Raw genomic sequence first — 25,878 nt, forward strand, 5'->3', positions numbered from 1 at the left:
ATCCACAACGAAGTACAAGTACTAATCGTTAATGCAAGCAGCATATAGCCGATGATCGTCGCCCATAATTTAAACTGTGGTTCCATCATAAAGTCCCTCATAATAAGCTTTGATCGTCTATAACAGACGCTAAAAGCACAATAGGTAACTTAAACCATCTATAGATCTAATCATCGCTTGAGCAAGATGTACGAAAATGATTAAATCGTCCTGTTAAATTGCAAGGTTAAAGTTAGCAGACCTTACAAATAGCACTATTATGGGTAGCGAGCAACAAGTACTCTGTAATAACTGATTTATTTGCTATTATCAGTCGCAGTTTCTGTGATTTCAGGCTCGCTGTGCATGGCATTAGCGAGCATAGGATAATTATTTAAGATATAACAAAATAGCTCAGCGGTTTTTTGCGTGTCATAGAGTGCAGAATGAGCGTCATTACCATCAAAATCAAGTCCTGCGGCTTTACAGGCGCGTGCTAGCACCGTTTGACCAAAGGCAAGTGCTGATAAAGTCACCGTATCAAAGACTGAGAAGTTATGGAAAGGATTGTGGCTCTTATTATTGGTACGTAATACCGCGGCATTTAAAAATGCCAAATCAAAATGTGCATTATGTCCGATTAACACACATTGACGGCAGTCTTCAGTACGGCGTACTTCTTTTAACCCTTTAAAAATACGACGTAGCGCCGTTTTTTCGTCTTCAGCAATGGCTTTACGCAGCGGATTGTTAGGGTCAATGCCGGTAAAGGCGAGGGCACTTGGCTCAAGATTTGCCCCTTCAAAAGGTTCGATATGAGCATTAAATGCCTCACCAGGATAAAAAACACCCTGCTCATTCAGTAGTACAGGAATACAGGCAATCTCTAACAAGGCATCAGTTTGCGCGTTAAATCCTGCCGTTTCAACATCCACTACTACTGGTAGGAATTTCCGAAAACGCTCTTTTAGTTTCATGGGTGCTAGCGTTTCTGTGGTCGAATCTATAGGAACGGCTACATCTATTTTGGGTAAAGCGGTATCTTTTTTAATGGTCATATCAGGTTAAATCGCTTTTATCAGTCGGGCTATTGTGTTTAATAAAAAATAAACATCCTATGACACTCATACTATTTTTCAATGAAAAGATAGCATTGCTATCATAGGATAAAATACAGATAATTTACTTTATAAAAAAGGGTTTTAATTAAAAAGTATCAAAATTATCCTTTGATCGACCAAGGTAATGTCTCGCCTGCCATCAGTGGAGTCAATGAGCTACCATCAAAGTAAGGATAATTTGCTGGTATTTGCATCGGCGTATTGATAATCGTAATAGTGCTCTCGTTAACGGGCAAACCGTAAAATTGTGCACCAAAACGACTGGTAAACCCTTCTAATCTGTCAATTTTACCAACACTATCAAACGCTGTGGCATATAAAGGTAGTGCAGTCGCCGCGCTATAGCAGCCAGCACAGCCACAAGCCGCTTCTTTTTTATCGGTTGCATGAGGCGCAGAATCAGTACCTAAAAAGAATTTTGGGTTGCCGCTGGTAGCGACATCAAGCAATACTTTTTGATGGCTTTCGCGCTTTAAGATAGGCAAGCAATAGAAGTGCGGCTTAATACCACCAAGCAATAGGTGATTGCGGTTAAACATCAAATGCTGCGGCGTAATAGTGGCAGCAATTTGATTACCTTGTGACAAGACAAAATCAGCCGCATCACTAGTGGTGATGTGCTCCATCACAATTTTCATGGTTGGAAACTTTGCGATGATTTGTACCATCACTTCATCCAAAAAGCGCTTTTCACGATCAAAAATATCAACATGGTCGTGAGTGACTTCTCCATGTAGCAGTAGGGGTAGATTATATTTTTCAAGCGCTTCAAATACATCAACACAGGCATTGATATTGGTAACGCCATCAGCAGAGTTAGTGGTAGCACCAGCAGGATAGAGCTTGACCGCTTGTACGATGCCAGACTTTGCCGCCAGTTCAATATCTTGTGCGGTAGTATGATCGGTGAGATACAAGGTCATGCGCGGGTCAAATGATGCTTTACGCTCAGCGCTCAGATTGCTGATTTCTAAATGTTGCATAATACGCGCGCGATATGCTTGCGCGTCGTCGACGTTTTTGACTGGTGGTACAAGGTTTGGCATACAGATAACGCGATTAAAGCTCTCTGCCGCATGAGGGACTGTGGTTGCTAGCGCCTTATCGTCACGCAAATGAATGTGCCAATCATCGGGTTGTAGGATGGTCAATTCTCTAATTGAATCAGTCATAGTATCGTCGCGCTCTATATCGTCATATCTGGGAGTAAAAGGGAGTCTTGCTGTGCGGCTATCATAACAGATTTGCTTACCTGACTAAATATGTGGCTGAATATCTATACATAATATCTCTACAGAAATGGTAGGTAATTTATTCATCTGTAGAAGTAAGATCCCATGTTCACTCTATTATTGGCGAGAAAATTATTGCTTTAGTGGCAACTAAACTTGGGCAAAAACCTCATGCCTAACGGCAGTGCCACTTTTGCCAATGGTAAATATGATGTACACTGAGCGAGCAATCTATCTTCCTCGTGATATAGTCGATTTACCTATCATTAAATTCCTCATACTAGGAGTGTTTCATGGCTCAGCTTGATCCAAAAACTATTAATAAAATCGTATTGGCATATTCAGGGGGTCTTGACACCTCAATCATCGCTCGATGGCTACAAGAAACCTATGATGCAGAAGTGATCACTTTCACTGCGGATATTGGTCAAGGTGAAGAAGTTGAGCCTGCGCGTGCCAAAGCTGAAGCCATGGGTATCAAACATATCCATATTGAAGACTTGCGCGAAGAATTTGCTCGTGATTACGTGTTCCCAATGTTCCGTGCCAATGCCATCTACGAAGGTGAGTATCTGCTTGGTACTTCTATCGCGCGTCCACTCATCGCTAAGCGTTTGGTTGAAATCGCTAAAGAACATAATGCTGATGCGATCAGCCATGGTGCAACCGGGAAAGGTAATGACCAAGTACGCTTTGAGCTTGGTGCTGTCGCTTTATCTCCAGACGTCGTGACTATCGCGCCTTGGCGTGAGTGGGATCTATCGAGCCGTGAAAGCTTGATGGAATATGCTAAAGAGCATAATATTGCCATCGACTATGCGGGCAATAAGAAAAAATCCCCATACTCAATGGACGCCAACTTATTACATATCTCTTATGAAGGCGGTATTTTAGAAGATCCGTATGCTGAAGCAGAAGATGATATGTGGCGCTGGTCAGTAAGCCCAGAAGAAGCACCAGATGAAGCCCAATATCTGGAATTAGAGTATGAAAAAGGCGACATCGTTGCCATCGATGGTGAAGTGCTTAAGCCATATGAAGTAATGATTAAGCTTAATGAGATTGGCGGCAAGCATGGTATCGGACGTTTGGATATCGTTGAAAATCGTTACGTCGGTATGAAGTCGCGCGGCTGCTACGAGACGCCAGCGGGTACCATTATGTTAAAAGCGCATCGCGGTATTGAGTCATTGACACTTGACCGTGAAGCGGCGCATCTAAAAGATGAGCTAATGCCACGTTATGCTAAGACTATCTACAACGGCTATTGGTTCAGCCCTGAGCGTATGATGCTACAGGCGCTGATTGATAAGTCACAAGAATATGTGAATGGTACGGTACGTGTCAAATTATACAAAGGTGCTGTGAGCGTGGTTGGTCGTAAATCAGATGATTCGTTATTTGATGAAAAAATTGCGACTTTTGAAGATGATGCAGGTGCGTATGATCAAAAAGATGCAGAAGGTTTTATTCGTCTGAATGGTCTACGTTTGGCAATTGAAGCCAGCCGTGGTCGTGATTTGTCAAAATAAGTATTTTTGACTAAAGGCTTTTTTTAAATCATTTTGTTAAATGACTGATCAAAAAAGAGGTGCTATATAAATAGCGCCTCTTTTTTTTGCTGATCGATTTCTACGATACTATTTTAAACATAGCTATGTTTTACTCAGCTTTTGATTTTTTATCATCAGCAGTGGTATCTTCGTTCACCATAACGATAGCCACATCTTGCTGCTGTCGCTCTTCTAACACTTCCTCTGTAGCAAGTATGACACCGTTAGATTTTTGCGTTTGATATTTGATGGTTGCCAATATTCCAAGCCCACCAATCACGAGAATAATCAGCAGAATGACGGGATTTTTCCATAGGGGGACTGATGCCTCGTATTCAATCGGCTTTTCGCTAAGGGTGCTTGGTGTATTATCATTGTTGCTATTACTGCTCAGCAATCCTGAGCTAACCAACGGTGGCTTTGGTGGGTTGATAGGTTCAGAAGTAATGCGTAATCGATTACGCTGCAAATATATCTCTGATATTTTAGCCAGTTGTACTAGCCAGCGTTGATGTGGCAAGCCAATAGCCGTCATCGGTGCAAACATCAATAAGTCATTGTGTTTACCTTGTTGAATGTTTTCAGCTGAGCGTCCAATGGCTTTTAAGTAGTTGCCAGTTGCCAGTTGCACGTCTTTTACTGGCTCAAATTGTTCGGGTATGAATGCTGTCAGCTCATACCAGTAAGGATCAAAAGCTGGCGGGTTATCTGTCAATTGCTCAGCGATTAATAAGTAACGCTCATCGCTAGCTACTGACTCTATTTTTACCGCTTCTACTGCCGACAATGTGGTTTGTGCCTCATCGCTATCATCAGCTGATTCGTTAACAGCTAAATTTGAGACAGGGGTAGCAAAACGCGCTTTGGACAAAAATTGTGGCTGTAAGGCGAACCATTTATTCACCTCATCATGATCAAGTTGACTATACTCAACCAAAATAGCAAGCTCACGTAGCACAATGACGCATAAGGTAGTAAGCAAGATTTGTACTTGTGGCGCCTTCGCGTCAATCTGTGCTGCAATATACTCACTGGCTTTGCTCACCCGTGCATTATCATGGAATATCGCATCGGCGGCATCATGGCGATGGTACAACGTCGTATTTAGAGTGGCAAAATTCATAGAATTGTACTGGCGCATTTCTTTGACGGCACTGCGACCAAATAGCTTTTTGCTTAGAGCTTGTCCTTGATGGCGCTGCTGATACGCGAGAAGGGCGCTGATAATCGCCTGCAAGCTGGCATCCATTGCCAAACGCGCTTGTGGCAATGACAGCGCTGCTGCATCTGCTAATAATGACACCAATGGCTTGGTATCTTGATATAGAAAATCATACATCGACACCCGTGTCGGTGAAATAGTCGTCATAATCTGCTAGCATCAAAAAGTGTGCCCCTATATTACGGTGTCAAATGTCTTGATACAATCCCTTGATAATAGAAAGACTCACTCATTTTTATGCTGCTATGGTGAGTTCAATATAAAAAAGTTACGTTCAGAATAGCATTATGCTGGGATAAATTTCTCTCGCTTGCTGTGCGCTTTGCACTCCAGAGGCTTCGCAAAATTTATCCCAGCAGTACTGTATTGTTTTTAAATTGAATCGACTATAACAACCATAATCGAAATAACTGCCGGAAAATTGCTATGACAGATAACGAAAATCTTACGACCCAGATAGTGATTAGCATTGCTCAGCAAACTTTGACCGTTTATAGGCGGCAAAAAGTTATTGCTGAATATCCTATATCAACAGCCAAAAATGGAATAGGCAGTCAACAAGACAGTGGTTGTACACCACTTGGTCAGCATATCATTGCAGAAAAAATAGGCGGCAATGCGCCAAGTCATACGGTATTTATTGGACGTATAGCGACGGGAGAAATATATAATGCTGAGCTTGGGGCATTGAACCCTAAACGCGATTGGATACTAAGCCGCATTCTTTGGCTAAGTGGTATTGAGGAAGGCTTTAATAAAGGCAGTAATAGTCAAGGTGGCTGCGATACTTATCAGCGTTATATCTATATTCATGGTACACCAGACAGTGAGCCGATGAGCGTGCCACTCTCACATGGCTGCGTACGTATGCGCAATCAAGATATTATCGAATTGTTTGAGCAGATTGAGGAAGGGACAGCAGTGAATATTATCGCCCAATAAAAGTAGTATTAAGTAGCTGTAGTAGTAATGTATGGATTATAAATTGAGTCGACGATATAAAAAAGACAACCCTTATTCAGTGGGCTGTCTTTTTCTCTAATATTGATAAACATAAAATGACAATATACTCAATTACCAAAATACAGAGCACTCATGAAATCTATCCAAATGTTTTTCTGTGGCTTTTTCTATTGGTATCGAAGCAGCATTTAACCAGCCTGCCGCATATAAAGCAGCAGAGTCAGAGCTGGCTTTACTTTGATAGTACTGCTGACAGTCAATCATATCGAGCTGTTGACCCAGTGCTTTCTGTGCTTTTACGGCACGTTTTAGCCAGCGCTTGGTTTTCTTTTTGCTATACAAAGGTGCTACTAATTCGCTGATAGAACATAGGTTTTTTAGATGAGCATGTAGGTTATGCAATGCTTTTATCATGGATTCTTTCTCTAACTCACTATCTGAATCATCATGGCTGTCCTCTAAATATTGCTCAGCTTCAAGTAATTTGTCATAGTATTTAATAAGTACTTTTTCAAGCTTATTGATAGCCAGCTTATCTGCTTGAGGCTCAAGGCTAGGGTCGCTCATAGTAAAGGCGATGAGCTCAAGCAACATGATCTGGAAGTCGTTAGCACTGATTGCAGTCATTGGTGTAATTTTGATAGCATCAATATCCGCTGTCCAATCAACGATAGGTGCACCGTGCTGTTGTAACATTGGTTCAATCTGAGTACTGAGATGAGCAAGCTTACGATAATCAGCGAGTAAAGTAGCAGTTTGTTGCAGTATGGCTGACCAATCCGGATGGATCTCATCTGAGAAGCTATCAAAGGCTTGTAGTACAGTGTGCAAGCGCTCTATACCGATAGATAGCTGTAAAAGGTGACTATCGTCTTTACTGCCTGCTACGATGGCGCTGCTATTTGGGAGTATTTGCAATAAGCAGTTATGCACGACAGCACGTAAAAAAGCAGGCATAGTGATTTTTTTATTGATACTAAGGGTGCTCAAGTCAGCAGCAGTGGCTGAGCTATAATTTTGTCCCTTAATAAGCAAGCCGCCACGCTCTGCTTTGGTCACGGTAGAAAGGCACAGTTTATGACGTTGACACCACGTTTTAGCCGTCGTAAATAAAAAATCTAACTCACCGGATGTGAGCTCAAATTCAACTTCTTGAATGGCGTCTCTTTGAGTGTCATCGGTGCCATGGATAATTTCTCCATAGTCGTAAGCCATCTCAATACTGTTAACGACTTCATCGCTCGTATCTTCTATCAATAAGCGGGTAGTACGCTCTACATCAGTCACATATAAACGGGTCAGTTTTTTAGCCAATTTTTTGAGCTTAAAATCTGTCAATGCTGGGGCAATAAGGCTATCTTTATAAATCGTTAAATCAGGCATCAGCGCGTTATTGTCGAGCATGGCTTGTACCTGCTCATTATCTAAGGTGGCATTGTGCTCTAGGCGCGCTGCGATACCATCGCCGCCCGCTTTGATAGTCTGCACCCAAGCATCACCCTCCTGACGAATACGCAGGCCAATACCAGCCTGTGCAAGCTGCTGGTCAGGGGTGTCATAATAATGCGCAGCCAATTGTGTTACTTGTGATGATTTGACTTTCGCTTGGCGCATAAGCGCTTTTAATCGCGACTCTGGTACCAAGAATTTCAGCTCTATTTCTTGCATGATGGCTCCTGATTGTTTTAATAAATTTATATTATTACCATCGTATGAAAGCTATCAGTGAATAACAAGTAAAACTTTCGTTTTGGTTGGCTAAATCGAGCCAAATAATTATTGAGTAAATGAACATCAGTTAATTAAAAAAGTGATTGAATAGCTCTGTTATTTTGGTAGATATCGTTACTTATAGCGCACAAAAAAGCCGCCCTACCATGTAGGACGGCTTTTCTTAAAACTTTTACTTATAAAATGTACTTATAAGTGGTCAGACATTAGAACTGGTTCATCGTGTTCTTGCCGCCACCAGCTTTAAGGGCGTTTTCACCAGAGAAGATCTCTTTATGATCATCGCCAAGGTCAGAACCCGCCATTGCTTGGTGTTTAACACAAGCGATGCCTTCACGGATTTCTTTACGTTGTACGCCAGCTGCATAAGCAAGCATACCATCTTCACCGAAGTAGCCTTTAGCAAGTTCATGAACGCTAAGAGCCGTGGTGTGATAAGTAGGTAGCGTGATTAAGTGATGGAATACACCTGCTTCACGTGCTGCATCGCGTTGGAAGTTTCTAGCCGCTTCGTCAGCTGCTGTATCAAGCTCAGTACCATCGTAATCAGCACTCATCAAGTCAGCTTTATTATAGGCAGATAGGTCTTTACCTTCTTCTTCCCACTGAGCGATGATTTGCTTACGGAAGTTCAGCGTCCAGTTGAATGATGGGCTGTTGTTGTATACAAGCTTGGCTTTTGGCTGTTGCTCTTTAATACGGTCAACCATCATTTTGATGTGTGCGACGTCTGGAGTCGGTGTTTCGATCCATAGTAGATCAGCGCCGTTTTCTAGAGCCGTTACACAGTCAAGGACAACGCGGTCGATGTTCGTGTCTTCACGGAACTGATAGAGACCATTAGGCAAACGAACTGGACGTACTAATTTGCCGTTATGCTTAAGTAAGCTGTCGTTCTCTTTGGCGTTTTCTAGCGTAACTTCTTCCATCTCGATAAAATCGATGTACTGAGAAGCAAGATCGCCTGGCTCATTTGATACTGGGATTTTTTGCGTTAATGACGCGCCTTCAGAGTCAGTACGAGCAACGATAACACCGTCTTCAACACCAAGCTCTAAGAATGCATAACGGATTGCATTGATTTTTGCGATATAGTCTTCATGCGGTACAGTTACTTTACCCGCTTGGTGACCACATTGCTTGGCATCAGATACTTGGTTTTCGATTTGCAGTGCACAAGCACCTGCTTCGATGATCTGTTTCGCTAGTAGGTAAGTCGCTTCTTCGTTACCGAAACCTGCATCGATATCTGCAATGATTGGCACAACATGTGAATCAAAGTTTTCGATTTTTTCTAAGATAGCTGAGGTATCTTGACCCGCTTCTTCAGCAGCGTTTAGCTCACGGAAATAGTCGTTCAATACTTTTGCATCTGCTTGACGCAAGAAAGTGTAGATCTCTGCAATCAGCTTAGGTACAGACGTTTTTTCGTGCATAGATTGGTCAGGCAGAGGACCAAACTCAGAACGTAGAGCTGCTACCATCCAACCAGATAGGTAGATGTAAGTTTTAGATGTTGTGCCAAAATATTTTTTCTTCGCATACATGGTTTGCTGTGCAACAAAACCATGCCATGCACCTAGAGACTGGGTGTATTGAGACGTGTCATTGTCATACTCTTCCATGTCTTGACGCATAATTTTTGCGGTGTACTTAGCAATATCTAAACCTGTTTTGAAGCGGTTTTGTGCCATCATACGTGCCGCATCAGTTTCGCTGATGTTCTGCCAGTTACCGTGTTTCTGTTTTAGTTCACGTACTAAATCGATCGCTGATTTATATGCAGTTGACATCTATAGTCTCCTTGGTGGTGAATAAATAAGTAAATTAAAATAATTTTGGTCTATATAGAAAGATGCTGGCAGAAGTAAAAATTTGAAATATAAGCTTCTTCCGTGAGCAGTCTCTACTAAACTATAAGAAAATGGTGATAAAAGCAATTAAAACCTGTCTCTTTGGTCAGCTTTTATTTTTAAGTCTCTTTTTTGAACAATTATTTCAGAGTTAATTGGTTGTTTTATAAGTATATTTTGCTACTGAAGTAACTATTATCCTAAAGCGTATAAGATATTTTTCCAAGCCTGAAAAATAAACACAAAAAACTAAGTTTCTATAAGATGCTGTTATAAATTTTATGTCCGTATTTCAGCATGAAAATACGATAAAATGCACTTAGTAACTCATTCATTGATATATGTATTAACAGTCTAATGTTGAATAGTCCCTAATGAGCGCTTGCTAGCCACTATAGCTAGGTTACCTTGATTTATCTAGTTTATGATTGTTATCTTGGGTATTTCGTTTAATTATAGTATATATAAAACAATGGCTTGTGGTGGGTAGATTCAGTTATAATAAGCATATTCCAAAATAATTAACATAAAAATATCCTTATATCATGCTGTTAGGGATGAATTGCAATAAATGATAGGATAGGAAATATCACGTTTATGATGGTATTTATTCTAAGATAAAGAGACACATATATGAATTTGCAGCGGGTTGATTTAAATTTATTGGTACATTTGGATGTGTTGTTGCGAGAAAAAAACGTAACGCGCGCCGCTGAGCAGCTAGGCATTACTCAACCGGCGATGAGTAATATTTTGCGCCGCTTGCGTAAGTTATTTAACGACCCTTTATTGGTGCGTTCATCAGAAGGGATGACACCGACCGAGCGCGCTCTTGAGTTACAGCCTCGTATCCGTGAGATACTTGCCGATTTGACACAAGTGTTAGAGCCACGTACCGAGTTTCGCCCTTATAGTACCTCACGCGTTTTTCGTATTATGACCTCAGATTATGCTGAGGCGACCTTGGTACCAAAATTGGTGAAAGCGCTACGCTCAGAGGCACCCAATGTCATTTTGGATTTCTTAACGCCATCGGATGTGTCTTATCGTGATATGGAGCAGGGGCGTGTAGATTTGGCAATCAACCGCTTTAACGAGATCCCGCAAAGCTTCCATCAAGTGTTGGTATGGCGTGATACCTTTAGCTGCCTATTATCTTCTGAAAGTCCTTATGCTCATCGCTTTAATCTTAAAAATTATCTTAAAGCGCAGCACGTTTGGGTATCAAAAACTGGTATGGGCGTGGGCTTCGGTGTCAATCCAGAAAAATCAGGTGGCTTAGGTTCTATCGATCAAGCATTGCAACGTTTAGGTCAAAAGCGCCAAATCAGCGTTTTTACCCGTCACTATCAAATGCCTGCTATGCTAGCAGCAAACAAAGATTTGATTGCAACCTTGCCGACTCGTGTCGCAAAAATGCAGGCTAATAACGACAGCATTATTATGGAAGAGCCACCGTTTTTTATACCAGAATTTGAGCTAACGATGGCGTGGTCGCCGTTATTGCAGCATCATCCGGCGCATCGCTGGTTACGTCAGCTGATTATGCATGTGGCACGTCAAATCGTTAATGATGAAGAAAATCCACCACAAGAAATCCCTGTGATCAATCACTTGTTTTAGGTTGTTTATTGTACAACTGTATATGGTCTTCTAAAGCTCAATTATGTATAGTTAAAATATCTCAAAAACGCTACAGTGCTGCTGGTATAAATTTTTTGCAGCCTCTGTCTGCATAGGCACAGCAAGCAAGAAAAATTAATATCAGCAGTACTTGATGTATCGATATTACTTTTCTCTGACAATATCAAACCAGCCATCGTGCTGGTTTTTTATTTGTCTAAAGTTGTCAAAACTCTCTGCATGAGAGGCTCTATACAAGATTTAGGTTTGCTTAATAACACCGTCACATTCTTAACATCTTACGCACAATTCTTTATAACTTGTAAACCTACTCACCAAGCACTTTGTTATGATAGTCGAACATTAAGAAAAATGATGAATAAAATATCTATTGTTAAGTTGTTCTATAAAGTTGAGCTGTTAGGAATAGGTTGTTTTATAGACTCAAGACATTCTAATAAATAAGGATAATAATCATGGCAGATATTACTACTGTAAACCCAGCAACAGGCGAAGACATTAAAGAATATAATTATATGAGTAATGATGAGGTCAACAACATTGTTGAAGCCTCGCACCAAGCGTTTCTAGAATGGCGTAAAACTAGCCATGAAGAGCGTGCGAAGGTTATTAACTCTATCGGCGAGACTTTGATGAAGTACAAAGAGGAGCTGTCCCGTATTATGACTGAGGAGCGCGGTAAACTATATAGTCAGAGTCTACAAGAAATTGATCTGTGTAAAGCGATTTGTGATTACACCGCAGAGAAGGGTGTGGCCGCGCTTGCTGATGATGAACGTGACATCGAAGGTCTCAAAAAAGGTATTGTCACTTATCAGCCCATTGGCGTTATCTACGGTATGCAGCCTTGGAACTTTCCAGCTTATCAAGTGTTCCGTTATACCATCGCCAATTTGATGGCAGGTAACAGTATTTTGCTTAAGCACGCAGCAAATGTGACTGGTTCTGGCTTATTAATTGAAAAAATCTTCCATGAGTCTGACTTACCGAACGATTTGTTCCGTACGATTCTCATTGATCATGATCAGTCAGAAGAGTTAATTGGTAATGATAAAGTACGCGGTGTCACGCTTACTGGTAGTGATGGTGCAGGTAGCATCGTCGGTCAGCAAGCAGCAAAAGCAATCAAAAAAGCAGTCTTAGAGTTGGGTTCAAATGATGCATTTATCGTTTTAGAGGATGCTGACCTAGAGCTTGCAGTACAAACTTGTACTTTAGCGCGTCTTATCAATAATGGCGAAACTTGTGTTGCTGCAAAACGCTTTATCGTTGTCGACAGTTTATATGACGAGTTCCGTAAGCGCATCGTTGAAGAGTTTGCAAGTAAAAAAGCCGGCGATCCTATGGATGACAGCTCTGATCTTGGTCCACTAGCGCGTAAAGATCTACAAGAAAAATTGCATGCGCAAGTAGAGGAGAGCGTAAGCAAAGGCGCTACTATCTCTGTTGGTGGTAAATTACCAGAAGGTAAAGGTAGCTTCTATCCAGCGACTATCTTGGAAAATGTTGAAAAAGGTCAACCAGCTTATGATGATGAGCTATTTGGTCCAGTAGCATCACTAATACGTGCTAAAGATCAAGACGATGCTTTACGTATTGCTAACGACAGCCGTTATGGCTTAGGGGGTGCTATCTTCTCTAAAGACGAAGACAAAGCTATTCGTCTAGCTAATGAAGAGTTTGATACGGGTATGGTCTATATCAATGGTTATGGCCTTGCAAATCCAGCATTACCCTTTGGTGGCGTGAAAAACTCGGGTCATGGTCGCGAGCATGGTGGTTTCGGTATTAAAGAATTTGTAAACATCAAAGGTGTACATGTTCATAACAGTTAAGAACACGTACAAATGCTGAAGTTAAAACGCTCTAAATGTTAGATATTGAAAAGCCCAGTCATTCATAAATTGAGTGACTGGGCTTTTTTGTGGTCGATAGTTTGAAATGAGTGCTATCTTTCTGTGCTTGTTGCCATTGTTTTAACTGTTTAAATATAGCTTAAAAGGTAGCATCGGCATACAGGTGCGTTGCTGATTTAATAATTGCTCGTTGTTCAACGATAATACACCTTTGGCTAGTAGCAAAATTGTCCAAGGTAACAGCTGATGCTCAAGCTTTTGCACGCGCGTTTGCAAACTGCCAGCAGTATCTTTTTGATGCACTGCTAGCCATGCTTGGGTTAGTACAGCACCTGCGTCGAGCTCAGCGGTAACGACATGAATGCTACAGCCGTGCTGACGCTCACCTGCTTGAATAACACGCTGATGAGTATCCAAACCTTTATAAGCAGGCAAGAGCGCAGGATGCAGATTAATCATTGGTGCTGGCGTGTTATCAATAAAACCAGCACTTAAAACACGCATAAAACCAGCTAACACAATTAGGTCAGGTTGCCATGTGGTTAGTTGGGCGCTGGCATGACTCTCAAAAGTTTTGATTCCCATGCGTTTGCCACTAGCAACGTGAGATAAGACCGCCACTGGAATGTCAGCATCTTTAGCGCGTGCGATGGCATAAGCGTCTTCACGGTTACTAATAACGCCGACAATCTCAATTGGTAGCGCACCAGCTTGCATAGCATCAATCAATACTTGTAAGTTGCTACCACTACCAGATACCAAAACGGCAATGCGTAACGGCTTGTTATGAATTTTTGTATGGCTGTCTGACATTAACGGTACACCACAGCATCCGCTTCGCGACTAACCATTTCACCTAATTTCCATGCTTTTTCGCCAGCATCATTCAAGGTTTGGATAGCAGCTTCTGCTTTATCTTTTGGTACGACGATAACAAACCCAACGCCGCAGTTAAAGGTACGATACATCTCGCTTTGCTCGATATTACCTTGGGTTTGTAACCAAGTGAACAGCTCTGAGAACTGCCAGCTATTCGTATCGATGCTAGCGGCTAGCGTTTCAGGTAATACACGTGGCAGGTTATCGGTTAAGCCGCCGCCAGTGATATGTGACATCGCATGTAGGGATGAGCTACCAAGTGTATCTTGCAATGCTTTGATCGCTTTAACATAAATACGTGTCGGTGCCATTAAGGCATCTTGGATAGACTGACCATCTAGCTGCTCATTGCTACTAGTCACATCCACACCGCTGACTTCAATGACTTTACGTACCAATGAGTAGCCATTAGAATGCGCGCCACTTGAAGCAAGGGCAATCAGTACATCGCCTTCAGCCACATTTTCGCCAGTGATAACTTCCGCTTCTTCAACCACACCGACGCAGAATCCCGCTAGGTCATAATCGTCGTCCTGATACATGCCTGGCATCTCAGCCGTTTCGCCGCCGATAAGCGCGCAATTTGATAATTTACAGCCTTCACCTATACCCGTAACAACAGTAGCTGCAACATCGACGTCAAGCTTACCAGTTGCATAGTAGTCTAAGAAAAACAAAGGCTCAGCACCGCAAACCAATAAGTCGTTGACGCACATGGCGACCAAGTCGATACCAATGGTGTCATGTCGGTTCAATTGTAATGCCAGTTTAAGCTTAGTGCCCACACCGTCAGTACCCGAAACTAGTAAAGGTGAGGTATAACCAGTCGGGATGCGACAAAGCGCCCCAAAGCCGCCAAGTCCGCCCACCACTTCAGGACGTGAGGTGGCTTTTGCCACGGATTTAATACGTTGCACCAACGCATCGCCAGCATCAATATCAACGCCAGCATCTTTGTAGCTTAAAGAAGGCTTGTTACTCATGGTCATCTCACAAATTTTATAGGGAATGAAGGTCAGTCAGTAAAAACGCGTGTCGGTCATATGAATTTTGCAGATTGTGCGCGCATTATACCCAAAAATCACCCTTACTCGCAAAACAACTTGCTTTTATTTGACCTAAATTTGATTGATATCTATCTAATATTTCAGAAAGACGGCAATAAAGATGACATGAAAATTAAGAAACAAAAAATGACGGCTTTTTTATAGGACTCTGCGATAATAGAAGGCTAAAATTATGGTCAATAACTGTTTGCTATTGGAATGTTGTCGTTCAATAAGATCTATCATCAACTTTAAATCAAATCACTCTTTTAAATAAGCCCATTCGTAGGACTAGCCTTCATGACAAACCAATCAATAGATCCCTTTTTTCGACGCCTATTTATCGTCGTTGCTATTGTTGTGGCTATGGTTTTATTGTATTTAATGATGCCGGTCATTGTGCCGTTTGTCTTTGCTTTTGTATTGGCTTATTTGTTTAATCCGTTGGTCAAACGCTTATCAAAATATATCAAACGTTGGATTGCCATTATTATTGTGTATTCGACGATTACGTTGAGTATGGTGCTACTACTGTGGTGGTTGATACCGACATTGTGGCATCAGCTGCAAGCAGCATGGGATTATCTGCCACAGCTTTTAACTTGGTATAACGAAGTCGTCCGTGAATGGTTTGCTAGTAATAGCCGTATTCGTCTACCAGAACTTGAGTCTAAGGGCTTCTCTGAGACCTTGGTTGAATACATGCAAACCAATTATAAGTTTGAAGATGCCGGTACCATGATGAGCCAAATACTGGCGTCTAGCATGAACTTTATCAATAATGCTGGGCTGATTGTACTGGTGCCGATTTTGACCTTTTATTTCTTATTTAATTGGGATCAACGCTTACATACATGGAAAATGGCGATACCTGCGCCATACTGTAAAAAAGTGATTCAAATTGCGCAAGAGTGTGACCGTGCGTTGATGGCTTTCATTAAAGGTCAGCTATTGGTGATGGTCTTACTAGGTGCTATTTATGCTGTGCAATTGCAGCTTATTGGGCTTGAGCTTGGGCTGATTATTGGTATGGTTGCAGGTATTGCTAGCTTTGTACCGTATTTGGGCTTTGGGATTGGCTTCGTTGCCGCGATTATCGCCTGTCTGTTCCAGTTTGGCCTAGATTGGACGTATTTATCCTTGATTGCTGGCGCATTCTTGATTGGACAAGCTGCTGAAGGCTATATCTTGCAACCGCTACTATTGGGCGACAAAATTGGTCTATCGCCATTATGGGTAATATTTTCGGTACTGGCAGGTGCAAGTTTGCTCGGTTTCGTTGGTATGCTGATTGCGCTGCCAGTGTCTGCTGTCTTGAACGTGTTATTCCGTCATTTTTATACTCATTATCAAACGACTGACTTTTATAAAGGTCGTAAGCAGTTGGCATTGTTTGAAAAAAAATAATGTTGTTGTATGTATAGCTGCCATGAAGTCCTTCAGGTGACAGGGCATATTATAGTCATTTGCCGGCGTGATAAAACAGGATTGATTGGGTGTTATGGGTAAAAGACTTGTCAGTCATTTTGCAAATATGTTATATATAGGCGCAGTAGTAACGGTATTGACCTTTACTAGGTTGGCTTTGGCTAAAATGAATTTTACCAAAGTCAGTTTATAAGCATACTAGTCGTTTAGCCTTTTTATTGATTGTGCTACGCAAACCGAGTTGATGATTCATGGCAGAAGCACAGCTAAGTCTCAATCTGGACATAAAGCATGATGCAAGTCTCAGCGACTTCGCCGGTCCGGGTTGGATGTCTATTATCGATGCAGTACGGCAGCTCCATGTCGGCCTGATAGGTCAGCTGTACCTATTTGGCAGTCCTGCTACTGGCAAATCGCACTTATTATCCGCTATTTGTGAGTCTTTTATTGAGATGGACAAGTCAGCGATTTGTCTGTCGTTAAACGAGCTGATTCATACCGATGTCAATGTATTATCATCGCTAGAAAATTTTTCTTTGATTGCGATCGATGATTTGGAAGTCATTGAACAAAACAGCCAATGGCAAGAAGCTTTATTTCATCTGATCAATCGTAGCCGCGAAGGGCAGCGCCAACTTTTATTTGCCGCTAATAAGCCTGCATCCGAGCTGCCGTTTCAATTGAGAGATTTGCTCACCCGTTTGGCACAAGCGCCCTCATTCAAAGTACCGACAGGACATGATTTTGCAGACCGCGAAGCATTATTACAGTCGATATTGCGCAGACGTGGTTGGCAGTTTGATGAACGTATTACCAATTATCTGCTCACTGAAGGACCGCATCGTATTGGCGCAATGATGGAGGTGCTCAATTACATTCAACCCATGTTCTCCAACTTGGGTCGTAGTAATATATCAAAAGCGGTCATTGCTGACGCGCTGCGTACGATTGATGAGCAGACGCTTGCTGCTGAGCTTGCTGATATCGCACAGGAGTCGCAAGTAGACAATGATGCCGCTGATCAAGACCAGCATACTCAGCATACGATGCCACTTGATTTTTAGCAGTCAGAACACAAATTTTCTATCCGAAATGCTTTTTACTACTATTGGAAAACTTATGAAATCAAATGCGTCTTTGCTAAAAAAACTGTCTATCAGCGCTGTGTTTGTTGGGGCAGCTTCTGTCTCTATGCTGTCGCAAGCGGCAGTGACTTTAGTGGTCGATGATCATATCAAAGTGACGGCAATTAATGGTCAAGAGCTGACACAGAGTGTTCTTCAGCCACTGACCAAGTCATTTACCTTGCAGCCAGGTAAGCATGTGATTACCGCTAAATATGATCGTCTTTATGATCTGCGCCGTGATGAGCATGATTATTTGCGTTCAGGTAACGTCAGTGTTGCCGCTGAATTGGCAGACAATCAGACCTATCGCTTAACCATGCCAAATCAGCCAGAAGACTATGCGGCTGCCAAGAAGTATGCTGAACGTCCAACGCTTGCGATACAAAGTAATAACACCATCATTGCCAGTCAAGAAAGTGTCGGTGGTAATAGCAATAGCTTATTCTCAGGTCTTGGTAAAGCATTAGGTGGCGTATTCGGTGGTAGCGGTGATGCTGAGCTACAAAACCAACGTGCGATAGCTGCACTCGATCAGCCATCCGTAAGTACTAACAAGTCAGTAACTACAGGTGCTACCGTGACGCAAACGACAAGTGTCAACGCATCTACCAATTCACTTGATCAGTTTATGCAAATTTGGCTACAAGCCACACCTGCTGAGCGTGAAAAAATGCGTCAATGGATGCAAAAGTAAGCTTTGAGATAAAAAAGTAAAAAGATTGCACATAAAAAAAGCACCTATTTAGGTGCTTTTTTCTACTTTTGATTTCATGGCTATATAGCCTAATATACTAAATATGCATGAAGCGGTTAACCCAAAAAGGCATTATACATCCATATTAATTTTTCTTGCTCTTGTACATAAGCATCAACAAGATCCGCTGAACCCTGATCTTCTGCTTCTGCTGCTAGAGTCGATACTTGACGTTGTTCTTCAATTAGCTCTTGTAAACCTGTCACAACGCCTTTAACACAAGTAGTGCCGTCTTTAACGTTCTTATCTTCTTGAATGCTGGTATGCTGAGCAAAATCGCTATAAGCATGTAACGGTGTGCCGCCTAGGGTCAAAATACGTTCAGCGATTTCATCGATTTGGATTTGCAGCGCGGTATATAGCTCTTCAAACTTTGGATGTAAAGTGAAGAAATGCTCACCTTTGACGTTCCAATGATAACCACGAACATTGATATAAAACATATGATAGCTAGATAGCAGACCATTTAACTTGCTGATGACTTCGCTCATATCTGCTTTTTCTAGACCGATCTGGTTAGTGTCGTTATTATTGTTACTCATTATATTATCCTTTTCATTGAGTGTAGGGTTCAAACATCAAGTTGTTAAACCTTTAAACTTAAGCAATTTATAGCGAGCGATTATTAGACTAAAGCCTAAATAACCGCTTACTATGCGTTACTCAACCTTTGATGCTTACTATTGTAGCAAGCATGCAAAAATAAGTTAAATTAATCAAATTAAAATTTGTAATATATTTTATAAAACAACTAAATCCTTGATCTAACAGAAAGCGCTAAGCCTATTTAGCAGGTATCTGTAAGCTTTCAGAGTTTAGACCTTTTACTGCGACTACTTCTAATAAATGCTGGCGTACCGTATCGATAGGGAATTTTTGCGCTTGCAAGCGTTTAGGAATAATCTGACTGCCTTGCTGACCTTTCATCTCAAACATCATAAAGATATAGTCGTCGGTCTCATCCCAGCTCTTCACAGCGCTCCAAGGAATCACCGCTTGTTGGGTGCTACCTGCACGCATCTGCATACCGCGCATCTGATTGCTACTAAACATATCTGACTGATTAACAGGCACTGCCATTACCAGACCATGCTTCTGTACACCCAGTTTCATTTGGCGCATCTCATCAGGCATCTCTTGCTCAGCGACTTGCTTTTCAAACTCTCTTTTCACATACCATTTAAAACCAAGCGTACGAACCAGTAGGTAAATAACAACGGCTGCTAGCATCAGCCAGAAAATAATGGTCGAATAACCGGTCAAAAAAACCAGTCCAGCAACGGCTAAAACCACAGCGACTGCCATGATAATCCATTCTTTAAGCTTGATACTCGACAGACCAAATGACGGGCTGGCACTAGAAAATAGCTCATACTGTGCTTGATGGAATTCTGCCTCGGTTAGGTTTAAGGCAACAGGTTGCAGCGTGTAGGGGTACAGAGCCATAAAGGTTTCTCAAAGACTTATAGTGAAAACGTTAAATTAAAAGCGCCAAACGTCGACAGCAAGGTAATATTTGGCTGGAAATAGAATAAAGATATGCGCTTATCTTACCGAAAATCGCCCTTAAATGAAACATATAAGCCACTCTGTTCGCTAATAGACACCATATTTAGGCCATTAGTAAAGGTAAGTCACATTTATAGAGAGCTTGCGACCTTAAATTATATTATTAGCACGTTAATATGAATAACTATTTCCTATTTAAAGATTAAGAGAATAGAAGCTCAAAACTCAGTCAAGAGATGGGTAAAAAACTGCCAAAACATGGTCAAAACAGCCGCAGCTTGGTATTATAGCGGCTACCACCTAATTTTAAGCAAAATCAGGCTATAGAGCCCAGATTTTCATTATTTTCACATCTTTTATCCACTTTTAGCGCGACAGGCACCTATTATGATAGACCCAAAACTCTTACGCGGCGATTTGACAGATTTACAGCAGCAATTGGCCACCCGTGGTTATACGCTTGATATAGCGTTCTGGCAAAATATTGAGAACGAACGTAAATCGCTACAAGTAAAGACCGAAGAGTTGCAGGCGCGTCGTAATGCTGGCGCACATGGAATAGGTGTTTTGAAAAAGTCGGGCGAAGATGCCAGTGAATTGATGGCTGATATGCAAAGTCTGAACGGAGAGCTGAAAAAAGCCGAAGATGCGCTGCGTACTTTGCAAGAGCGTATCACTCAAGCGGCTTTGCAGATTCCTAATATTCCTGCTGCAGATGTGCCAGTCGGTACGTCAGAAGACGATAACGTAGAAGTGCGCAAGTGGGGCACGCCGCGTGAGTTTGATTTTGAGATTAAAGATCATACGCATATTGGTGAGACACTCGGTATGCTCGATTTTGAAGCAGCGACCAAATTGACTGGCAGCCGTTTTAACGTCTTAAAAGGACAATTGGCGCAGATGCATCGCGCATTGATTCAATTCATGCTCAATACCCATACAATGAAGTATGGCTATACTGAAACTTATGTGCCGTATATCGTCAATTCTGAAAGCTTAAAGGGCACGGGTCAGCTGCCAAAGTTTGAAGATGATTTATTTAAATTGACCAATCATACGAATAATGATGACATGGATTTTTATCTGATTCCAACCGCAGAAGTACCGATGACCAACTTGGTACGGGGTGAGCGCTTGGATATCAAAGAGCTGCCATTAAAGTTCACCGCTCATACGCCGTGTTTCCGTAGTGAAGCTGGCTCGCATGGTCGTGATACCCGTGGTCTGATTCGTCAGCATCAGTTTGAAAAAGTCGAGATGGTTAATATTGCCACAGCTGAACAATCAGATGAGTTGCTTGAAGCGATGACTGGACAAGCAGAATTTATCTTACAGCAGCTTAATTTGCCATACCGCACCGTCAAATTGTGCACCGGCGATATGGGTTTTGCCGCCCAAAAAACTTATGATATCGAAGTCTGGTTGCCAAGCCAAGAGACCTATCGTGAAATCTCAAGCTGCTCAAACTGTGGCGATTTCCAAGCACGCCGTATGGGTACACGTGTTAAAGACGGTAAACAAACCAGTCTTGTACATACTTTAAACGGTTCGGGTTTGGCAGTCGGTCGTACATTATTGGCAGTGATGGAAAACCATCAAAACGCTGATGGCAGCATCACGATTCCAGAAGTATTGCGTCCGTTTATGGGCGGTGCTGACACCATTTTATTATAGTTTTTTGATATGCGGGTTTTTGACATATAGTTATTTGATGAGTGATGCAATTAGTGAGTTGGTATTCAGGCTCGCCGATTGTGTTTTATTGCAGTAAGTATCGGTCAAATTGATAAAACTGATACAAATTATTATTAAATACGAACGGTTCTGTCAGCGCATTTTTGCGCTAGATAGAGTGCAAATATGTTAATATTACCCCTGTATTTACAGATTATTCGTTAAGGGCGCCCATTGCGTCCTTATTTTATGACCCTCTGAGTAAACTCTCCTCTTATCCTCCATACTTCTATCCGAATATTAGGACACTCTATGCCAGCTCCAATTAGCGAACGTAAATTAGCCAATGCCATCCGTGTACTGTCGTTCGATGCGGTTCAAAAAGCCAATTCTGGGCACCCGGGTGCACCAATGGGCATGGCTGATATTGCCGAAGTTTTGTGGCGCAAGTTTTTGAAGCATAATCCTGCTGACCCAAGCTGGCACAACCGTGACCGTTTTGTCTTATCAAACGGTCATGGCTCGATGCTGATCTACTCATTGCTACATTTATCAGGCTATGACGTTAGCGTTGATGACCTAAAAGGTTTCCGTCAATTACATTCGAAAACACCAGGTCATCCAGAGCTTGGCTATACGCCAGGTGTTGAAACCACCACTGGTCCATTAGGTCAGGGTATTGCCAATGCGGTTGGTTTTGCAATTGCAGAAAAAACGTTGGCAGCGCAATTTAATCGTGATGGTCATAATATTGTCGATCATCATACCTATGCGTTTTTAGGCGATGGCTGCTTGATGGAAGGTATTAGCCATGAAGTCTGCTCATTGGCTGGCACGTTAGAGCTTGGCAAATTGGTATTTTTCTATGATGACAATGGCATCTCAATTGATGGTGACGTCGACGGCTGGTTCACTGATGATACGCAAGCGCGCTTTGAATCTTATGGCTGGCAAGTTATCAAGGTCAATGGTCATGATACCGATGACATTACGCAAGCGACTGAGCAAGCGATTAAAGAGACGACTAAGCCAAGCTTAATCATTTGCAAAACGACTATTGGCGCTGGTAGCCCAAACAAACAAGGCTTAGCAGCCAGTCATGGCGCGCCACTTGGCGATGATGAAATCGTTTTAACCCGTGATGCATTATCTTGGACGCATGCACCTTTCGAGCTAGATGATGAAATCTATCAAGCATGGGATGGTAAAGCCAAAGGCGACGTCTTACAGAAAAACTGGAACGCGAACTTTGACGCTTATAAGAAGGCTTATCCAGAGTTAGCAACTGAGTTACTTCGTCGTTTAGAGGGTGACTTACCAGCTGATTTTGAGCAAAAAGCGCAAGAGTATATCCAGCAAACTCAAGAGCAGGGCGGTGATGTTGCCAGTCGTAAGGCCAGCCAAAATGCCATCAATACCTTACAGCCATTATTGCCAGAATTACTTGGTGGCTCGGCGGATTTAGCAGGCTCAAACCTCACACTATTTAAAGATGCCAAAGGTATCCAAGACGATGACGCTGGCAACTATATCTATTATGGCGTGCGTGAATTTGGTATGACGGCGATTGCTAATGGTATCGCACTACATGGCGGATTTATCCCTTACGTAGCGACGTTCCTCATGTTTATGGAATACGCGCGTAACGCGGTACGCATGGGCGCACTAATGAAGCAGCGCGTCATCCATGTGTATACGCATGACTCAATCGGTCTGGGTGAAGATGGTCCAACGCATCAGCCAGTTGAGCAGTTAACTAGCCTACGTACCACGCCAAATCTACGTACATGGCGTCCTTGTGATGCGACCGAATCTGCAAGTGCTTGGGTAGAAGCAATCAAATCAGAACACAATCCATCAGCATTGATCTTTAGCCGTCAAAGCTTGCCACACCAAGCGCGTGACAGCGAACAAGTAGCGAACATCACTAAAGGTGGTTATGTACTTGCGAAAGAGCAAGGCGAGCTACAAGCGATTATTATCGCGACTGGTTCAGAAGTCGGTCTTGCCATGCAAGCTTACGCGACCTTGAGCGAAAATGGCGTCGGTGTACGTGTGGTCTCTATGCCGTGTGCTGAGATTTTCGTCGAGCAAGATGCTAGCTATCGTGAAGCGGTATTGCCTGCCAATACTCGCGCCCGCGTCGCAGTAGAAGCAGCACACGTCGATTACTGGTATAAGTTCGTTGGTCTAGATGGCAAAGTCATCGGTATGACTACTTATGGCGAATCTGCACCTGCAGATCAGTTATACAAAGAGTTTGGTATCACGACTGAAGCCGTGGTTGATGCGGTGAATAGCTTGGTGTAAGTATTTAAAACTGCTCAAACAAAAAAGAGTTGCTAGGATTTCTAGCAACTCTTTTTTTTATGTTCTTTTAAGTCTTTCAGAGCTTAATTAGCAGCAATCAGTTTCCCTGATATCTCAAGTGGGATGATATTGCTAATCACTTTTGGAAAAGCGGTAACCCCATAGTTGTAACGATCTACCAAACCCGTCGCGCGAAATTTTAAGGTAGGTCTAGAGGTGACAGGATCATTCTCTACATCTGATAACGTTACTCTCACCGTCAAAGGTTTAGTTTGACCTAATACCGTAAAATCACCGGTCACATTGGCTTCTTTAGCATTTATCATGCTGACTTTTTTAGAAACAAAAGTCATCGTCGGATATTGTTTCGTATTCAAAAGCTCCTTTCGGCGCAAAAATGAATCTCTCAAGCTGCGATCAGTATCGATACTATTGGTAAAAACGGTAAAATTAATGGTCGTGCTTGCAGGTTTATTGACGTCATAATTGATGGCGCCATTGACCTTATTGAACCTGCCGTCAGTCGTGGCTTTACCCAAATAATTGACTTCAAATTCTACATTGGTCTTTGGGACGTCCAGTTTCCATTTTTGCGGAACGGTCGCCGCCAATCCCATGACTGGTAATGATAATAGTAGGCAGCTGCTGAGTGTGATTTTCAGCAAAGAGGTGACAGGTGTGGTCATATGTCTGATCCAAAGAGAGATAGGAGGTATATCAGTAGTTAAAATAATTTAATTCAAGTGGTTCTATAGTAATTAATCCGTGCTCTATTCTTTTCAAAATCAATCGACTATAGTAAGGCGATATCCTACTACAATTAAGCGATTTCAATGTACTATTAAAGTTATAAGCGCTTGAGGCGTGTTAGGTAAATGGTTTAAGACAGACAGCATACTATTTTAATTATAAGTGTTTTTATCTTTTTTATTGGAAGACGATTATGTCCCTCATGTCCAGCTTCAAAGGTGTTTTAGGTGAAACAGTCATTAATGTTGCCATGTGGTTAAAGCTAGAAAAAGACCTCTATCATCGTTTAAATAATATCACTTTGCCATTAGCCAATGGTGGTAGTACCCAAATCGACCATGTCATTGTCTCTAAATACGGCATCTTTGTCATCGAAACCAAAAACTATAAAGGCTGGATATTTGGTAATGAGGCGCAAAGACAGTGGACGCAAGTCATTATGGGTCGTAAGTATAAATTCCAAAACCCATTACGCCAGAATTATTTGCATATTAAAACGCTCGCGGATTTATTAGCATTAGAGATAAGCTACTTTCATTCGATGATTGCGTTCATCGGTGAATGTGAGCTAAAAACTCGCGATGAGTTGCCGGAGCACGTATTGACGAGTGGAATGGTGTCGTATATCAAAAGAAAGCAGGATGAGATATTAAGCGAAGATGAGGTTCAATTTATCGTTGCTCAGATTGAAAGCAATAGATTTAGTAAGTCGTGGCGCACCAATCAAGCCCATAAAGCGTACTTAAAGAATAGGCATAGCAATCCAAGCAAGTCGTCTAGCAATGACCCTAATGGTAATTCAGTTGCTACAACTACTGATAAGTCTACATCTGAGCCGATAGTAAAAGAAACCGCTAAACGAGCCAGGCTGAAAAGCAGAGAAGTGCATCGATGGTCTGGTCAAACTGAGATTGAATCTAGCGATTTACCAATTGATAGTTTGAGTACTCAGCAGATAAGTTCGCCGCATGATATTACTGATAAGGTTTTTCTCACACCCTTTGAGGTTATAGAGACTGAGCCACAAGTGCATTACCCTGCGACACTTGTGGCGATAGACAATATAGCTAATTTCATCCAAGCACCAACTTGCCCGAGATGTAATAGTGAGATGGTCAAACGCGTTGCAAAAAAAGGCGCACATCTTGGGCAGACCTTTTTTGGTTGTAGCCAATTTCCAAAATGTCGCGGAGTAGTCAATACAAATTGAGCCCAAATGAAACTTGATTTTGGGCTCGATTAATCAT

General features: G+C 42.0%; 20 protein-coding genes. 10 read left to right on the plus strand and 10 right to left on the minus strand.

From position 1 onward, the window contains the following. Nucleotides 1–296: 296 nt before the first annotated feature. Both rnt and pyrC read right to left on the minus strand, forming a co-directional pair. Nucleotides 297–1,037 (minus strand): ribonuclease T, encoded by a 741-nt coding sequence (gene rnt / locus JMX89_RS03380; protein WP_020444050.1) that lies wholly within the window; start codon nt 1,035–1,037, stop codon nt 297–299. 164 nt (nt 1,038–1,201) lie between these two features. Next, nucleotides 1,202–2,272, minus strand: coding sequence for a dihydroorotase (gene pyrC, locus JMX89_RS03385; RefSeq protein ID WP_201532201.1), 1,071 nt, complete (start codon nt 2,270–2,272; stop codon nt 1,202–1,204). Nucleotides 2,273–2,625: 353 nt separating this feature from the next. Here pyrC and JMX89_RS03390 point away from each other — a divergent pair, with 353 nt between their 5' ends. Further along, a complete protein-coding gene (locus JMX89_RS03390; protein WP_133105055.1) occupies nt 2,626–3,864 on the plus strand; it encodes an argininosuccinate synthase in 1,239 nt (412 codons plus the stop codon). Nucleotides 3,865–3,994: 130 nt separating this feature from the next. Here JMX89_RS03390 and JMX89_RS03395 read toward each other — a convergent pair whose 3' ends face one another. Beyond that, the gene (locus tag JMX89_RS03395) at nt 3,995–5,254 is read right to left on the minus strand and encodes a hypothetical protein (protein ID WP_201532202.1); all 1,260 of its coding nucleotides are present in this window, start codon (nt 5,252–5,254) and stop codon (nt 3,995–3,997) included. 279 nt (nt 5,255–5,533) lie between these two features. Here JMX89_RS03395 and JMX89_RS03400 point away from each other — a divergent pair, with 279 nt between their 5' ends. Further along, nucleotides 5,534–6,049, plus strand: coding sequence for a L,D-transpeptidase (locus JMX89_RS03400; protein ID WP_201532203.1), 516 nt, complete (start codon nt 5,534–5,536; stop codon nt 6,047–6,049). 132 nt (nt 6,050–6,181) lie between these two features. Here JMX89_RS03400 and JMX89_RS03405 read toward each other — a convergent pair whose 3' ends face one another. Together JMX89_RS03405 and JMX89_RS03410 are read right to left on the minus strand one after the other, a co-directional pair. Next, entirely contained in the window at nt 6,182–7,738 is a 1,557-nt protein-coding gene (locus tag JMX89_RS03405; protein ID WP_201532204.1) for a CYTH and CHAD domain-containing protein, read from the minus strand. A 269-nt stretch (nt 7,739–8,007) separates the two neighbouring features. Continuing rightward, the gene (locus tag JMX89_RS03410; RefSeq protein ID WP_181209815.1) at nt 8,008–9,594 is read right to left on the minus strand and encodes an isocitrate lyase; all 1,587 of its coding nucleotides are present in this window, start codon (nt 9,592–9,594) and stop codon (nt 8,008–8,010) included. A gap of 693 nt (nt 9,595–10,287) precedes the next feature. Here JMX89_RS03410 and JMX89_RS03415 point away from each other — a divergent pair. Both JMX89_RS03415 and JMX89_RS03420 read left to right on the plus strand, forming a co-directional pair. Next, nucleotides 10,288–11,277 carry a LysR family transcriptional regulator gene (locus JMX89_RS03415; protein WP_011514179.1) on the plus strand — a complete coding sequence of 330 codons (990 nt, stop codon included), beginning with the start codon at nt 10,288–10,290 and terminating at the stop codon, nt 11,275–11,277. A gap of 476 nt (nt 11,278–11,753) precedes the next feature. Then, nucleotides 11,754–13,133, plus strand: a complete 1,380-nt coding sequence (locus JMX89_RS03420) for an NAD-dependent succinate-semialdehyde dehydrogenase (protein WP_201532206.1) — start codon at nt 11,754–11,756, stop codon at nt 13,131–13,133. 141 nt (nt 13,134–13,274) lie between these two features. Here JMX89_RS03420 and purN read toward each other — a convergent pair whose 3' ends face one another. Together purN and purM are read right to left on the minus strand one after the other, a co-directional pair. Next, nucleotides 13,275–13,967: a phosphoribosylglycinamide formyltransferase gene (gene purN, locus JMX89_RS03425; protein WP_201532207.1), complete on the minus strand. Its 693-nt coding sequence runs from the start codon at nt 13,965–13,967 to the stop codon at nt 13,275–13,277. Further along, nucleotides 13,967–15,016 (minus strand): phosphoribosylformylglycinamidine cyclo-ligase, encoded by a 1,050-nt coding sequence (gene purM / locus JMX89_RS03430; RefSeq protein ID WP_201532208.1) that lies wholly within the window; start codon nt 15,014–15,016, stop codon nt 13,967–13,969. The genes purN and purM overlap by 1 nt, the downstream gene beginning before the upstream one ends. A gap of 363 nt (nt 15,017–15,379) precedes the next feature. On the opposite strand from purM, the gene JMX89_RS03435 reads away from it, so the two are divergent. The 3 genes from JMX89_RS03435 to JMX89_RS03445 all read left to right on the plus strand — a co-directional run bounded on the left by JMX89_RS03435 (nt 15,380) and on the right by JMX89_RS03445 (nt 18,328). Further along, complete coding sequence (locus tag JMX89_RS03435; protein WP_020444042.1) at nt 15,380–16,486, plus strand: AI-2E family transporter; 1,107 nt, start codon at nt 15,380–15,382, stop codon at nt 16,484–16,486. A 272-nt stretch (nt 16,487–16,758) separates the two neighbouring features. Further along, the gene (hda, locus tag JMX89_RS03440) at nt 16,759–17,571 is read left to right on the plus strand and encodes a DnaA regulatory inactivator Hda (RefSeq protein ID WP_201550852.1); all 813 of its coding nucleotides are present in this window, start codon (nt 16,759–16,761) and stop codon (nt 17,569–17,571) included. 55 nt (nt 17,572–17,626) lie between these two features. Further along, nucleotides 17,627–18,328 carry a DUF2057 family protein gene (locus tag JMX89_RS03445; protein WP_201550853.1) on the plus strand — a complete coding sequence of 234 codons (702 nt, stop codon included), beginning with the start codon at nt 17,627–17,629 and terminating at the stop codon, nt 18,326–18,328. Between the two features lie 116 nt (nt 18,329–18,444). Here JMX89_RS03445 and JMX89_RS03450 read toward each other — a convergent pair whose 3' ends face one another. Both JMX89_RS03450 and JMX89_RS03455 read right to left on the minus strand, forming a co-directional pair. Continuing rightward, on the minus strand, nt 18,445–18,930 hold the full coding sequence (locus JMX89_RS03450; RefSeq protein ID WP_011514172.1) for a Dps family protein: 486 nt from the start codon (nt 18,928–18,930) through the stop codon (nt 18,445–18,447). A gap of 241 nt (nt 18,931–19,171) precedes the next feature. After that, nucleotides 19,172–19,834, minus strand: coding sequence for a YcxB family protein (locus JMX89_RS03455; RefSeq protein WP_011514171.1), 663 nt, complete (start codon nt 19,832–19,834; stop codon nt 19,172–19,174). A 450-nt stretch (nt 19,835–20,284) separates the two neighbouring features. On the opposite strand from JMX89_RS03455, the gene serS reads away from it, so the two are divergent. Continuing rightward, nucleotides 20,285–21,571 carry a serine--tRNA ligase gene (gene serS, locus JMX89_RS03460; RefSeq protein WP_201550855.1) on the plus strand — a complete coding sequence of 429 codons (1,287 nt, stop codon included), beginning with the start codon at nt 20,285–20,287 and terminating at the stop codon, nt 21,569–21,571. A 312-nt stretch (nt 21,572–21,883) separates the two neighbouring features. Next, a complete protein-coding gene (gene tkt, locus JMX89_RS03465) occupies nt 21,884–23,881 on the plus strand; it encodes a transketolase (protein WP_201550857.1) in 1,998 nt (665 codons plus the stop codon). 83 nt (nt 23,882–23,964) lie between these two features. On the opposite strand, the gene JMX89_RS03470 is transcribed toward tkt, so the two are convergent. Beyond that, a complete protein-coding gene (locus JMX89_RS03470) occupies nt 23,965–24,567 on the minus strand; it encodes a YceI family protein (protein WP_149409200.1) in 603 nt (200 codons plus the stop codon). A 257-nt stretch (nt 24,568–24,824) separates the two neighbouring features. Between JMX89_RS03470 and JMX89_RS03475 the strand changes: the two genes are divergently transcribed. Next, nucleotides 24,825–25,841, plus strand: coding sequence for an NERD domain-containing protein (locus JMX89_RS03475; RefSeq protein ID WP_201550859.1), 1,017 nt, complete (start codon nt 24,825–24,827; stop codon nt 25,839–25,841). The last annotated feature ends 37 nt before the right edge of the window (nt 25,842–25,878 follow it).

It is taken from the genome of Psychrobacter sp. DD43 (genome assembly GCF_904846555.1).
Lineage (GTDB): Bacteria > Pseudomonadota > Gammaproteobacteria > Pseudomonadales > Moraxellaceae > Psychrobacter > Psychrobacter cryohalolentis.

Excerpts from the sequence above, each read along its gene's own strand:
- purN (WP_201532207.1), bottom strand. The coding sequence starts at position 13,967 with ATGTCAGACAGCCATACAAAAATTCATAACAAGCCGTTACGCATTGCC.
- JMX89_RS03450 (WP_011514172.1), bottom strand. The coding sequence starts at position 18,930 with ATGAGTAACAATAATAACGACACTAACCAGATCGGTCTAGAAAAAGCA.
- JMX89_RS03395 (WP_201532202.1), bottom strand. The coding sequence starts at position 5,254 with ATGACGACTATTTCACCGACACGGGTGTCGATGTATGATTTTCTATAT.
- JMX89_RS03435 (WP_020444042.1), top strand. The coding sequence starts at position 15,380 with ATGACAAACCAATCAATAGATCCCTTTTTTCGACGCCTATTTATCGTC.
- JMX89_RS03415 (WP_011514179.1), top strand. The coding sequence starts at position 10,288 with ATGAATTTGCAGCGGGTTGATTTAAATTTATTGGTACATTTGGATGTG.
- hda (WP_201550852.1), top strand. The coding sequence starts at position 16,759 with ATGGCAGAAGCACAGCTAAGTCTCAATCTGGACATAAAGCATGATGCA.
- purM (WP_201532208.1), bottom strand. The coding sequence starts at position 15,016 with ATGAGTAACAAGCCTTCTTTAAGCTACAAAGATGCTGGCGTTGATATT.
- rnt (WP_020444050.1), bottom strand. The coding sequence starts at position 1,037 with ATGACCATTAAAAAAGATACCGCTTTACCCAAAATAGATGTAGCCGTT.
- JMX89_RS03405 (WP_201532204.1), bottom strand. The coding sequence starts at position 7,738 with ATGCAAGAAATAGAGCTGAAATTCTTGGTACCAGAGTCGCGATTAAAA.
- JMX89_RS03455 (WP_011514171.1), bottom strand. The coding sequence starts at position 19,834 with ATGGCTCTGTACCCCTACACGCTGCAACCTGTTGCCTTAAACCTAACC.
- JMX89_RS03390 (WP_133105055.1), top strand. The coding sequence starts at position 2,626 with ATGGCTCAGCTTGATCCAAAAACTATTAATAAAATCGTATTGGCATAT.
- JMX89_RS03475 (WP_201550859.1), top strand. The coding sequence starts at position 24,825 with ATGTCCCTCATGTCCAGCTTCAAAGGTGTTTTAGGTGAAACAGTCATT.
- tkt (WP_201550857.1), top strand. The coding sequence starts at position 21,884 with ATGCCAGCTCCAATTAGCGAACGTAAATTAGCCAATGCCATCCGTGTA.
- JMX89_RS03420 (WP_201532206.1), top strand. The coding sequence starts at position 11,754 with ATGGCAGATATTACTACTGTAAACCCAGCAACAGGCGAAGACATTAAA.
- JMX89_RS03445 (WP_201550853.1), top strand. The coding sequence starts at position 17,627 with ATGAAATCAAATGCGTCTTTGCTAAAAAAACTGTCTATCAGCGCTGTG.
- JMX89_RS03400 (WP_201532203.1), top strand. The coding sequence starts at position 5,534 with ATGACAGATAACGAAAATCTTACGACCCAGATAGTGATTAGCATTGCT.
- JMX89_RS03410 (WP_181209815.1), bottom strand. The coding sequence starts at position 9,594 with ATGTCAACTGCATATAAATCAGCGATCGATTTAGTACGTGAACTAAAA.
- JMX89_RS03470 (WP_149409200.1), bottom strand. The coding sequence starts at position 24,567 with ATGACCACACCTGTCACCTCTTTGCTGAAAATCACACTCAGCAGCTGC.
- pyrC (WP_201532201.1), bottom strand. The coding sequence starts at position 2,272 with ATGACTGATTCAATTAGAGAATTGACCATCCTACAACCCGATGATTGG.
- serS (WP_201550855.1), top strand. The coding sequence starts at position 20,285 with ATGATAGACCCAAAACTCTTACGCGGCGATTTGACAGATTTACAGCAG.